The organism is Williamsia sp. z34, from assembly GCF_059553395.1.
Map to the genome: position 1 here is coordinate 200,143 of NZ_JCANWW010000006.1, position 11,712 is coordinate 211,854.

11 protein-coding genes are annotated in these 11,712 nt (G+C 65.1%); 7 read left to right on the forward strand and 4 right to left on the reverse strand.

All coding sequences use genetic code 11. From position 1 onward, the window contains the following. Positions 1 to 129 precede the first annotated feature (129 nt). The 4 genes from AC51GT_RS16760 (at position 130) to AC51GT_RS16775 (ending at position 4,200) form a co-directional block, all read left to right on the forward strand. A complete protein-coding gene (locus AC51GT_RS16760) occupies positions 130 to 1,602 on the forward strand; it encodes an NCS2 family permease (protein WP_496324878.1) in 1,473 nt (490 codons plus the stop codon). Between the two features lie 125 nt (positions 1,603 to 1,727). Next, positions 1,728 to 2,975, forward strand: a complete 1,248-nt coding sequence (locus tag AC51GT_RS16765; RefSeq protein ID WP_496325055.1) for an MFS transporter — start codon at positions 1,728 to 1,730, stop codon at positions 2,973 to 2,975. A 67-nt stretch (positions 2,976 to 3,042) separates the two neighbouring features. Next, positions 3,043 to 3,963 carry an alpha/beta fold hydrolase gene (locus AC51GT_RS16770; RefSeq protein WP_496329487.1) on the forward strand — a complete coding sequence of 307 codons (921 nt, stop codon included), beginning with the start codon at positions 3,043 to 3,045 and terminating at the stop codon, positions 3,961 to 3,963. 81 nt (positions 3,964 to 4,044) lie between these two features. After that, positions 4,045 to 4,200, forward strand: coding sequence for a hypothetical protein (locus tag AC51GT_RS16775; protein WP_496329488.1), 156 nt, complete (start codon positions 4,045 to 4,047; stop codon positions 4,198 to 4,200). Between the two features lie 58 nt (positions 4,201 to 4,258). On the opposite strand, the gene AC51GT_RS16780 is transcribed toward AC51GT_RS16775, so the two are convergent. The 4 genes from AC51GT_RS16780 to AC51GT_RS16795 all read right to left on the reverse strand — a co-directional run bounded on the left by AC51GT_RS16780 (position 4,259) and on the right by AC51GT_RS16795 (position 9,330). Beyond that, positions 4,259 to 4,903 carry a DUF305 domain-containing protein gene (locus AC51GT_RS16780; RefSeq protein ID WP_496329489.1) on the reverse strand — a complete coding sequence of 215 codons (645 nt, stop codon included), beginning with the start codon at positions 4,901 to 4,903 and terminating at the stop codon, positions 4,259 to 4,261. Continuing rightward, the gene (locus AC51GT_RS16785) at positions 4,900 to 6,381 is read right to left on the reverse strand and encodes an LVIVD repeat-containing protein (RefSeq protein WP_496329596.1); all 1,482 of its coding nucleotides are present in this window, start codon (positions 6,379 to 6,381) and stop codon (positions 4,900 to 4,902) included. The genes AC51GT_RS16780 and AC51GT_RS16785 overlap by 4 nt, the downstream gene beginning before the upstream one ends. Positions 6,382 to 6,535: 154 nt before the next feature. Continuing rightward, a complete protein-coding gene (locus AC51GT_RS16790) occupies positions 6,536 to 7,351 on the reverse strand; it encodes a hypothetical protein (RefSeq protein WP_496329490.1) in 816 nt (271 codons plus the stop codon). Then, positions 7,348 to 9,330, reverse strand: a complete 1,983-nt coding sequence (locus AC51GT_RS16795) for a serine/threonine-protein kinase (protein WP_496329491.1) — start codon at positions 9,328 to 9,330, stop codon at positions 7,348 to 7,350. Before AC51GT_RS16795 ends, AC51GT_RS16790 begins: the two co-directional genes overlap by 4 nt. A 157-nt stretch (positions 9,331 to 9,487) precedes the next feature. Between AC51GT_RS16795 and AC51GT_RS16800 the strand changes: the two genes are divergently transcribed. The 3 genes from AC51GT_RS16800 to AC51GT_RS16810 all read left to right on the forward strand — a co-directional run bounded on the left by AC51GT_RS16800 (position 9,488) and on the right by AC51GT_RS16810 (position 11,687). Then, the gene (locus tag AC51GT_RS16800; RefSeq protein WP_496329492.1) at positions 9,488 to 9,955 is read left to right on the forward strand and encodes a DUF8021 domain-containing protein; all 468 of its coding nucleotides are present in this window, start codon (positions 9,488 to 9,490) and stop codon (positions 9,953 to 9,955) included. Positions 9,956 to 9,993: 38 nt separating this feature from the next. Beyond that, positions 9,994 to 10,494, forward strand: coding sequence for a nuclear transport factor 2 family protein (locus AC51GT_RS16805; RefSeq protein ID WP_496324885.1), 501 nt, complete (start codon positions 9,994 to 9,996; stop codon positions 10,492 to 10,494). Positions 10,495 to 10,694: 200 nt separating this feature from the next. Next, positions 10,695 to 11,687, forward strand: coding sequence for an acyl-ACP desaturase (locus AC51GT_RS16810; protein WP_496324886.1), 993 nt, complete (start codon positions 10,695 to 10,697; stop codon positions 11,685 to 11,687). Positions 11,688 to 11,712 lie beyond the last annotated feature (25 nt).

An 11,712-nucleotide genomic window follows, 5' to 3' on the forward strand; every position in this document is an offset into this window, starting at 1 on the left:
CCCGCCAACGGCGGCATCAGTCGGCAGCGAAACCGCTGGCACAGCGGTTTGTGTCGTAGAACGCATCCTTTGTACGATCTCGAACGAATCGGTTCGACCACCGTCGGTCAACCGGGATGGGCACGAGGGATGGCAATCGAGAGCAGCGACACCGAACAGAAAGAACCGGTGTCGGCGATCGACCGGTATTTCAAGATCAGCCAACGCAATTCGACCCTCTCCCGCGAGATCCGTGGCGGCCTGGTGACCTTCTTCACGATGGCATACATCGTGGTGCTGAACCCGATCATCATCGGCGGCGTGCCGGGCAATTCGCGAAATGCGGACGTCTTGGGCAACGTGCTCCCGCTGGCGCAGGTGGCCGCTGTCACAGCTCTGGTTGCCGGCATCATGTCGATCGTCTTCGGACTCGTCGCCAATTATCCGTTCGCGATCGCGGCCGGCCTGGGCATCAACAGCCTGCTCGCCGTGTCCATCGCCCCGCAGGTCACCTGGCCCGAGGCCATGGGTCTGGTGGTCGTCGACGGCATCATCATCGTCCTGCTGGCGGTGTCCGGTTTCCGCAGTGCGGTGTTCCGGGCGATCCCCGGCGAACTCAAGGCAGCCATTGCAGCCGGCATCGGCGCGTTCATCGCCTTCATCGGGTTCGTCGACGCCGGATTCGTGCAGCGCATCCCCGACGCTGCCGGCACCACGGTCCCGGTCAGCCTGGGTATCAACAACTCGGTCGCGACCTGGCCGGCCCTACTGTTCGTCTTCGGCATCCTGCTGATGGGGGTCCTGGTGGTCCGCAAGGTCCGCGGTGGCCTGCTCATCGGGATCGTCGTCACCACCATTCTGGCGATGATCGTCGAGCAGATCGCCGATCTCGACTCGACGGCGACAGACCCCAAGGGTTGGAGTCTCAACATCCCGGAGATCCCCAGTTCCATCGGTGACGTGCCCAACCTGAGCCTCGTCGGCGACGTCGATCTGTTCGGTGCCTTCACCCGTATCGGCGTGCTGTCCGCCTCCGTCCTGGTGTTCGCGTTGGTCCTGTCGAACTTCTTCGACGCCATGGGGACGATGACCGGCCTCGGCAAGGAGGCCGACCTGGCCGACAAGGACGGCAACCTGCCCGACATCGGCAAGGCGCTGGTCGTCGAGGGCACCGGCGCCATCGCCGGCGGTGTCGGGTCGGCCTCGTCCAACACGGTGTTCGTCGAATCCGCCTCCGGTATCGCCGAGGGTGCCCGCACCGGACTGGCCAACGTGGTCACCGGTGTGCTGTTCCTGGTCGCCATGTTCTTCACGCCGCTGTACTCGATGGTCCCGCTCGAAGCCGCCGCCCCCGCCCTGGTGGTGGTCGGCGCGATGATGATCTCGCAGGTGCGCGACATCGACCTGACCCGATTCGAGTACGCACTCCCCTGCTTCCTGACGATTGTGGTCATGCCGTTCACCTACTCGATCGCCAATGGCATCGGCGTCGGTTTCATCTCCTGGGTGGTGCTGGCCACCGCTCGCGGCAAGGTCCGCACGATCCATCCGCTGCTCTGGTTCGTGGCCGCGATCTTCGTCCTCTACTTTGCGAAAGAGCCGATCGAGAACCTGATCGGCTGAGCCGTCTGCCGGGCGACCGGCTTGCGATCAACGAGGTTTTTATTTAGTTGGCTGTGTGCAACTAATGTGGTGTGGTGGATGAGAGACGAGAGATGAAGCCGGGGCGTTCGCGAACGCTCCCGGTGATGTTCTCGTCGCTCGGCGTCCGGAATTATCGGCTCTGGGCCGGCGGGCAGGTCGTTTCCCTGACCGGCACCTGGATGCAGCGCATCGCCCAGGACTGGCTGGTCCTCGAACTCTCCGGTGGCAGCGGGGTGGCCGTCGGCATCGTGATGGCGCTGCAGTTCGGCCCCACCGCCGTTCTGTCGCTGCCCGCCGGTGCACTCGCCGACCGGTTCGACAAGCGCAGGCTTCTCATCGGAACCCAGGTCGCGATGGCGCTGTGCGCGCTGATCCTCGGCGTGATCGACGTCAGCGGTGCCGCGACTCTGCCCATCGTCTACCTGCTGTCATTCGCACTGGGGTGCATCTCCGCGATGGACGCCCCGATCCGGCAATCGTTCACGATCGAGATGGTCGGCCCCGAACAGCTGCCCAACGCGGTCGCACTGAACTCGCTGACGTTCAACACCGCCCGCATCATCGGCCCCGCGCTGGCCGGCCTGCTGATCATGCTCATCGACACCGGACCGGTGTTCCTGATCAACGCCGCCAGTTCAGCGGCTGTTCTGGCCGCACTCATGGCGATGCGCAGCAGCGAACTCGTGCGCGGCGCACGCGCGGTCACCGACCGCTCGATCCGCAGCGGTGTGCGCTACGTCCGCCGACATCGGCACCTCATGGTGATCCTGGCGACCATCTTCATGGTCTCGACGTTCGGCCTGAACTTCCCGCTGTCGCTGTCGTTGCTCACAGCCAACACCTTCGAAGGCACAGCCGGCGGTTACGGTCTGTTGGCGACCATGCTGGCGGTCGGCACCCTGGCCGGCGCACTGGTCGCGGCCAGACGCACCAAACCTGCGCGCCTGCGCCAGTTCTTTGCCGGCGCGATCGCCTTCGGAATCCTCGAGGTGGTGGTCGGGCTGATGCCCACCTTCACCCTGGTGGCCTTGATGCTGATACCGGTCGGCGTGGCGAACATCGCCTTCAGCACGGCCGCCATGAACATCATGCAACTGTCGGTCGACTCGGAGATGCGCGGTCGCGTGATGGGTATCTACATGCTCTGCTTCCTCGGCGGAACACCCATCGGGAGTCCACTGCTCGGCTGGCTGGCAGAGATCACCGACCCACGTATGCCACTGATCCTAGGCGGCATCATCAGCGCGATCTCGGCCATCGTCTGCGCCATCGTCCTTCTGAAGGTCACCCATCAGCGCCCCACGATCCAGCGCGGAAAACTGACTCTGTCCACCACCGAATCCGTCAGCTGAACCACGGCCGGACATCCAGGCCGGCATTCGCCTCCCACCGGCGCGGGTCTGGTGCCATCCTTGGCGGATGATCGATGTCGAACGGCCCAAACTCGAGGGCAACGTCGCGGTCGGCGCGCATCGACGCATCGGGATCGCCGAGTTCGGATCTGCCACCGGCCGAGCCGTCTTCTGGTTGCACGGCACCCCCGGTGCCCGGCGCCAGATCCCGATCGAAGCCCGGCGATATGCCGAGCGGGAGAACATCCGGATCATTGGTGTCGACCGTCCCGGCGTCGGATCGTCCACCCCGCACCGCTATGAGTCCGTGCATGCGTTCGCCGACGACTTGTCGACGATCGCCGACACCCTGGGCATCGACCGCTTTGCCGTGATCGGACTGTCCGGCGGTGGCCCGTACGCGTTGGGCGTCGCCGAAGCCGTTCCCGAGCGTGTGGTGGTCACCGGCATCCTCGGCGGGGTCGCGCCGACCCGGGGACCGGAGGCGATCGACGGCGGCGCGATGGAGTTCGGCAAGCTGCTCGCGCCGTTGCTTCCGACGCTCGGGATGCCGATCGGCCGGCTCCTGAGTTCGTTTTTCCGCGTGGCCCGCCCGGTGGCCGAACCCGCCATCGGACTCTACGGTCGGCTCTCCCCCGCGGCCGACCGTGAGCTGCTGCAACGTCCCGAGTTCAAAGCGATGTTCCTCGACGACCTCCTCAACGGCGGTCGCAAACAGATGGAAGCACCGTTCGCCGATGTTGTTGTGTTCTCCCGCGATTGGGGCTTCAACGTCAAAGACATCACCGGGCCGGTGCGGTGGTGGCACGGCGATCACGACCACATCATCCCGCACGCACACGGCGAGCACATGGTGGCTTTGCTGCCCGACGCCAAGCTCGTCACCATGGCCGGTGAGAGTCACCTCGGCGGCCTCGGCATGGCCGTCGACATCCTCGCCGAACTGATGAGCGTGTGGGATCAGCAGGCCGGGATCCTCATTCCCTGACGCCACTCGCCGTGGATCTGCGGGACGTACGCTGTTGTCGGGTCTCGATCAGATACCTCGACCGATCAGGGAGGCAACACGATGTCCGACTGGGTGCGCAAGATCAAGGAAGAAGCCAAGGAGTTCATCGCGTCCGCAGAGCAGGAACTGACCGTGCTCGAAGGTGTCGACGGAGTCGATCCGCTCGACCCCGTCCACGACGAGGCAGACGAGGACAACCCGAAAGAGTCGGCCTGACCTCGCGATGAGTGGTGATTTTCGGCACGCTCGACGGTGATTTCGGCACGCTCGGCGGTTAGGTCGGGTACGGCAGGGTTTGTCCGCCGCGCTGGTCGAGCATCACCGTCATCACACCGATCTCCTCGGACTGCTCTTTGACCATGGCCGTTGCGGCCCGCCGGATCGCGGGATCGCCCGCCTCCTGGCCGGCGTGGGCCGCCATGTCGACGCCGCCCTGGTGATGACGGATCATCAACTGCAAGAACAGGATCTCCGCCTCGACACCCGTTGCGTCGTGCAAGGCGGTGAGCTCGTCGCCGGTGGCCGTCCCGGGCATCGCCGCCGGCGCAGTCCCGCTGTGGCCGTGGCCTTCCGGATTCATCCAGCTCATCGTCTGATCACTCTGCAACGGCGCGTCGAGGATCTGTAGCCAACCGGTCATCTGCCCGATCTCCCGCCATTGGGCGGCCCTGATCTGATTCACCAGCCCGCGGACGTCGGGTGAACTGTCCACCGACAGCATGTCGGCCATCATGAGGGCCTGCTGGTGATGCGCCGACATGTCCTGGGCGAAGCCGATGTCGACGGCGGTTGCGGCCGCCTGGTCCGCAGCGGTGTCGTCGCCGGGGCTGATGGCCAGTCCGATCCCCAGCCCGATGATCAACGTGATCATCAGGGCCGACGCGGGCCACCACCAGTGGCGAAGTGTGGACTCGGTCACCGCGGCGGATACACCGAGGGATCCAGCTGCAAGGTCATGAACCCATTGTCCATGCACGTCACCCACAGTTGGTCACCGTGGAACTCCGGGGGCGACAGACACCAATCAGCCGAGAGGTCTCCGCCGACCAGTCGGCTCTGATCGTTGATGATCCCGCCGATCGGCGCCTGCCCCTGCAGCACCGCCCGGGCAACGGCGAGCGTGCCGATGATGGGCGGAGCGGCAATCGATCCCAGCAACGCATGCATCGAATTGGTCAACTGCCAATGCTTGCCCACCTGGGCCGGCGGATTGAAGTAGGCGATCTCGGAGAAGTGGTCGGGGTCGCTGATGTCGAACACCCGGATTCCCGACTGGATCCAGCCACAGGCCATCGCGGTCGGATCCACCGGACGGTCGATGGAACAGTAGTGCGCGTCGTAACCGAACGCCCCGTTCGACGTGGTGCTCTGCGCCCAGCGATCCGCGTTTTCCGGCAGGTTGATCGCGAGCTTGATCGCGTTACGCTGCTTGAGATTTGACGAGTTGCGCGCATCGAACAGTTTCACCCCACCGGATCCACCCTCGTCGACGCTGAACACATGGGGGCGACCGTCGTAGCTGGCGTAGATGGAGTGCTGGGTGATCTGACCGTCCGCCCACAGCTTTTCGCCGATGTGGGGCATCAGCTGCGCGACGATCGTTCTGGGCTTTCGGTTCTGCACCGCCGACACGTCGATCACCGTGATACCCAACAGATTCGACAGATAGAGCGTGTTGCCGTCCGGGGAGAAGCCCATGCCGTGCGCCTCGATACCCGTTATCCCCGACCAGACGACCATCGGATTCCGCGGATCGGTGAGGTCGACGGCACTGAGGTATCCCGGAGCGATACCGGATGCCCAGTAGGTGTTGCCGTCCGGCGAGAAATCTCCCTCGTGCGTGGTGATCGGCATCGGCATCGTCAGCTGTGACCCGGTACCGGTGTTGAGCAGACGTGGATGAGCACAGTCCTGCGAGATGTCATAGACCGAGATGTAGCCCGCGCCTTCGAGTATCGCGACGCCGGTACCGACGAGGAGTCCGCGTTCTTTGTTGACCTTCAACGATTCCCACGTGCCCCCGACCATCGCCGGTTCGGTCAGGACCTCACTGCGGACCGGTGCAGCGGGATCTGAGGCATCGATGACCTGCACGCCCGCGTTCGGGCCGAGGTAGTTCGTCGGAAAGGTCGATCCGGTGTACGAGCAGTGCTCATAGGTGGCACTGACGATGCCGGCGCCCTGACCCTGATATTGCCCGATCAGGTCGACGTTGCAGTTGTAGCCCTCGGTGCTGCGCCCGGATTTTCGGTCGGCGAGCGGGACTTCGCCCTGAATCCCGGTCTCGATCCGGTCACCCTCGCGACATGAGGCCGGCGCGACAGCCGTCGGCCAGACATCGGTGAGGTCGTTGTACCCCGGCGGCGCGGTGGCCACCGCCGGACCGGCCACAGCCATGCTTGCCGACACCACCGACACCGTCACCACGACACGACTGACTGCGCGAACCAATTTCCCCGACACAGTGTCCCCCTCCGGACGCACCACATTGTGCTGTCGCGGACAGTACCGCCCGACGGCCCACCGAAGGCGGGGTTTGCCGATTCCGGCGTCAGTCGATGACGGGCAGGCTGTTGGCCAACGCCATGAGTTCGTCCACCGTGGTCCCGGTGTCCACCGCCCCGAGTTCGATGTAAACGCCGGGGTGGGAATCGACGGTCAATCCGATCCACTTCGTGTCGCCGACCGGATCGCCCACCACCGCCCGACCGCCCTGCCAGGTGGTACTGCGGACATCGGTCCACCCTCGGATCTCAGTCATCCGCGACTCGAGTTGTTCCGGGCTCACATAGAAATCCGTCCAGAGGTCGTACTCGGTGCCGTCGACCTCGAGCGCACACCGGAAGCCGCCCTTGATGAACGGTTCACCCGAACCGTCACGGTCGGGCCCTTCCTCGGGAGGAAGGGCATCGAACCTGGTCTCACACATCATCGCGTTCCAGCCCTGCTCCGACGGAGCAGCAGGAAGCAGTTCGGCGAGTTCGGCCGCCGGCTGTGCGAGCAGACCCCACCCTGCGCCGACCTCGACGGTGGCCGGGGCACTGGGCTTCGATACCCGGCCCTTGTCGTCGACCGCACGGACCGAGTACTCGACCGACGTCGAACCATCCGGCGCCAGAGCGGAGACGTCGACGAACTCGCGATCCGAACCCGAGTACACGACCTCGGCGCCGCGGCTCAGCAAGAACGACTCGGCATCGGAATCCGCCGACCACGACACCTTCACCACGCCACCCTCCTGGGCGGCCGCAAGACCGGATGGCTCGGCGACGTCCCCGGCGCCCCGGACAAAATAGGTGAGCGCCAGAGCGAGAACCAGCGCCACCACCGCACCGACCACCAACAGTGGCCACGCCCAGCGCTTCACAGCGGAAGCTCGTCGAGTACGGCCGCGGCGTCGGCGTTCTTGCCGCTGTCCACGGTGACCGACACGTCGTAGGCGCCGAGGTCGGGGTCGTCGAAAGCAAAGATCAACGTGCCCGCCCATTCGCTGGTGGGCTCATCGCCCTGGTAGAGCAACCCGGTGGAGCCCTGTTCGGTGGTGACCGTCGCCGTCTGCAGGTTGAGGCTGTCGAGATACTCATCCCGGGCCTGTTGGGACTCGAACTCCCGCAGGCGCACCGAGTATTCGCCCTCCGTCGAACCGCACAGGATGGTGCCGACTTTGGGGACATCGGTGTCGACCGAACCGACGCCACCCCAGCACGCCTCCTCGGTGAACGTGTCGGTCGACAGCGGGCTCGGACCGACGATGTCCGGAAACGCGCCCGCCAGCTCTTCGACTCCGTGCCAGCGCTGTGTCACCACGACGTCACCACTGGCCGGACCATAAGGTGAGGCGTCGCGGTCACCGGAACGGGCCGAGACCGAATACGTGTAGGTGCCGGGTAGCGGTACGGGCTGCGCATACCGGGGTTCGCTGCCGACGTAGATGATCGTTTCCCCTTGGCGCAATGTGTATTCGGAGGCATTGTCGACGGCGGGCCAGCTGATGTCCACCGTGCTCTCACCGACTTCGGCGGTGGGCCGTCCCGGCGTGGCAAGTGCATCACCACCCCCGAACACCAACAGTCCCAACACAACTCCGACAACAGCGGCCAGGGCCACGATCGGGCCGGCCATCACTGCAGCCCGCCGGAACCATGGTGGCCTTCGTGCCGGACCGCCGGGTCCGGCGGCAAACGGGACGAAACCCGAACCCGGAGGCCCTCCCGGCGGTGGCGTGCCCTGGTGGTGAAATGGCGACGAAGGGGTACCGACCGGTGGCCCACCCTGATATCCCGGGCCCCCACCGGAATTGCCCGGATACGACTCGTAGGGACTCGACTGGTAGGGATTCGACTGGGGCCGAGCCGGATTGACCGACGGCGGATACGTGATTGCGGCTGTCGCCGGGACCGCGCCGTGACGGCTCGCGTGGGACGGACCCGGTGGCGGTGGCGCCACCGTCCCCGGGATCGGCGCAAAGGCGTGCTGGGTCCGTGTGCTCTGCTGTGCCCCGCCACCCTGCAACGCCGTTTGCGCGGCCTCGGCGAGTTCACGCCCGGAGTCGAATCGGTCGGCGGGCTTCTTGGCCATGGCGCGGGCGATCACCGCAGCCATGGCCGCCGGGACCGCAGGATTGGCAACCGCCGGATTCGGCGGCGGGGTGAACATGTGCGCAGCCATCAGCCCCTGACTCGTCGGGGCGTCGAACGGCGCTGTGGCCGTGAGGAGTTCGTAGAGGCTGCAACCCAGGGCGTAGATGTCGGCGTGGTGGTCGATCTCCTCGCCGCCCACCTGTTCGGGGGCGCTGTACCGCAGCGTTCCCACCGTCATCCCGACCGAGGTCAGACTGCTGTCGGTTTCCTGCGCCATCCGCGCGATCCCGAAATCGGTGAGTTTCACCGCATCCGGGTTCATCGGATCGGTGCCGGGTGTGATCAGGATGTTGCCCGGCTTGACGTCTCGATGGAGAAGCCCTTTGCGATGCGCGTAGTCCAGGCCCTCGGCGACCTTCGCGACGATCGTCACCGCCAGACGTGGGTGCAGCGGACCGCCCGCCAGCATCTGGGCTGCATCGGTGCCCGGGACGAACTCCATCGCGATCCACAACTGGCCCTCGTGCGTGCCGCGATCGAGCACGTTCACCAGGTTGGGGTGGCTCAGCGGAGCGACCAGGTCGGCTTCCCGCTCGAACCGCGCCCGGGTGTCGGGATCGCTGCCATAGGTGTTGTTGAGCAATTTGATCGCGTCGGCGCGCGGGAGTCGCGGGTGCTGGGCCTTGTACACCTCGCCCATTCCGCCGCGGCCGATCAGCTCGAGAATCTGATAGCCACCGATGTGAGACCCGATCGCCACACTCATAGCCACTCGACCTTTCTCGTCACCCGCCGGCGGCGAGATGCGGTTGATGGTATCGAGCACCGCCGACGGCACACCAGGACTCGTGCAGCTATTAATCCGTCTGATCGATCACCGGATAATTTCCCCGCCCGGCCGATTGAGCACATACGCTCACTCCATGAAATTTGTCGGGTCCCGGTTGCTCGTCGGCGCCGCAGTGGCCGGGGCGTCGCTGCTGACCACACCGGTGGCCGCTCTGGCCGAGACCCAGGCGAACACCACCTGCACGGCCGACGCGCAGCGCGCCGGGGCCCAGGCGTACATCGCCGCACTCATCGATCCGGCACTCGCCTACGACGTGCCGCTGGCCGAGGACGTCATCCGCTTCGAGAACGGACTGCAGACCGGTTTCTCCGGCGAATTCATGAAGGCGGAGCTCGCCGCCCACCTGCAGTACGGCGGTATCACCGGGATCGGGGATGCGATCTGGACCCAGCACGGCAATCTGGTCCGGACGGTGTACGCCCTCGACTACGGTTTCGCCGGACGCAACCTCGCGGTCGCCACCGTCGACGAGACATTCGCCTTCGATGACCACTGTCAGATCCGTCGTATCGACGCCACCATCGCCGTCCGCCCGGCCTGACGCGGCCGTTCGGTCCGACACAAGAGATAGAGGAGTAGATGGGGCAGTTCACCAGAGCCGAACTCGAATCGGAGTTCAGCAAGTTCAAGGCGGTCAATGATGAGGTGGCGATCACCTCGGACTGGAATCGCTGGGCCGATCAGTTCACCGAGGACGCCGACTACGTCGAACACGCCCTGGGCACGTTCAAGGGGCGTGAGGAGATCCGGGCGTGGGTGAACAAGACCATGGGACGCTTCCCCGGCAACCACATGGTCGGGTACATCTCGCTGTGGCACGTGGTCGACCCGGACACTGCTCGCGTGATCTGTGAGATCGACAACCCGATGTGCGACCCGGGAGACGGCAGCGTCTTCACGGCCACCAACATCACGATCCTGACCTACGGCGGCGAGGGACTCTGGGCAAAAGAAGAGGACATCTACAACCCCGCAGAGTTTGCCCAGGCGGCCAAAGCCTGGTGCAATAGGGCGCAGGAGCTGGGAAACCTCACCGAAGAGGCTTCTGAATGGCTCATCAAGTTCGGTAAATATCTCTGAGAAACCCCGCGTTAGCTGCACCACATTTCGACAATGCCGGTAACAGCGGCCCGCGCGGGCACGACGCCCAGAGGTACCGAAAACAACTGGTGTGGCGCCGCTTTTCACCGGCCGAGCGCGCCGCGCAACAACTTGGGTGACGGCATCACGATCCCGTACCCTGAAGCCTTACAGCCGAGCCCTTCCTGGAGGAATATCTGATGGCACGCGAGTTGACCCAACTTGAGCTACTGAAGGAACTGTCACCGGCGGCCGAAGAAAACGTCAACCGCCACCTGCGTACGACGAGGGATTGGCATCCCCACGACTATGTGCCGTGGGATGAAGGCCAGAACTTCGCCGCTCTCGGTGGCGTCGACTGGGATCCCGAGCAGTCACGACTCGACGAGGTCGCCAAGGCCGCGATGGTCACCAACCTGCTGACCGAGGACAACCTGCCGTCCTACCACCGCGAGATCGCCGAGAACTTCTCGATGGACGACGCGTGGGGCCACTGGGTCGGCCGTTGGACCGCGGAAGAGAACCGGCACGGCATCGTGATGCGCGACTACCTCGTGGTCACCCGCGGTGTCGATCCCGTGGCCCTCGAAGAGGCCCGCATGATCCACATGACCAACGGCTACTCCCCGCTGCAGGCCGCCGGCGACCGCGCCGACGAGCTGGGCGAAGAGGCTGCCGGCATCCTGCGATCGGTCGCGTACGTGACGTTCCAGGAACTCGCGACCCGCGTCTCGCACCGCAACACCGGCAAGGCCTGCAACGATCCGATCGCCGACCGGATGCTGCAGCGCATCGCCGCCGACGAGAACCTGCACATGGTCTTCTACCGCAACATCTGCGGCGCTGCCCTCGATCTGGTCCCCGATCAGACGATGAAGGCGATCTACGAGATCGTGTCCAACTTCCAGATGCCCGGTGCCGGTATGCCCAACTTCCGCCGCAACGGTGTCCTGATGGCCAAGCACGGCATCTACGACCTGCGTCAGCATCTCGAAGAGGTCGTCCAGCCCGTGCTGCGCAAGTGGAACATCTTCGAGCGCGACGACTTCGGCCCGGAGGGCGAGAAGATCCGCGAAGATCTCGCCGCCTTCCTGCAGAAGCTCGAAGCCGACACCCTCAAGTTCGAAGAGATGCGTGATCGTTCGCTGGCGCGTGAAGCCGCCAAGCGCGAAAAAGCCGCTGCCGCCTCCTAAACAGAAAACACTGCGCTGACCGCTC

Excerpts from the sequence above, each read along its gene's own strand:
- AC51GT_RS16760 (WP_496324878.1), top strand. The coding sequence starts at position 130 with ATGGCAATCGAGAGCAGCGACACCGAACAGAAAGAACCGGTGTCGGCG.
- AC51GT_RS16765 (WP_496325055.1), top strand. The coding sequence starts at position 1,728 with ATGTTCTCGTCGCTCGGCGTCCGGAATTATCGGCTCTGGGCCGGCGGG.
- AC51GT_RS16770 (WP_496329487.1), top strand. The coding sequence starts at position 3,043 with ATGATCGATGTCGAACGGCCCAAACTCGAGGGCAACGTCGCGGTCGGC.
- AC51GT_RS16775 (WP_496329488.1), top strand. The coding sequence starts at position 4,045 with ATGTCCGACTGGGTGCGCAAGATCAAGGAAGAAGCCAAGGAGTTCATC.
- AC51GT_RS16785 (WP_496329596.1), bottom strand. The coding sequence starts at position 6,381 with ATGGCTGTGGCCGGTCCGGCGGTGGCCACCGCGCCGCCGGGGTACAAC.
- AC51GT_RS16795 (WP_496329491.1), bottom strand. The coding sequence starts at position 9,330 with ATGAGTGTGGCGATCGGGTCTCACATCGGTGGCTATCAGATTCTCGAG.
- AC51GT_RS16800 (WP_496329492.1), top strand. The coding sequence starts at position 9,488 with ATGAAATTTGTCGGGTCCCGGTTGCTCGTCGGCGCCGCAGTGGCCGGG.
- AC51GT_RS16805 (WP_496324885.1), top strand. The coding sequence starts at position 9,994 with ATGGGGCAGTTCACCAGAGCCGAACTCGAATCGGAGTTCAGCAAGTTC.
- AC51GT_RS16810 (WP_496324886.1), top strand. The coding sequence starts at position 10,695 with ATGGCACGCGAGTTGACCCAACTTGAGCTACTGAAGGAACTGTCACCG.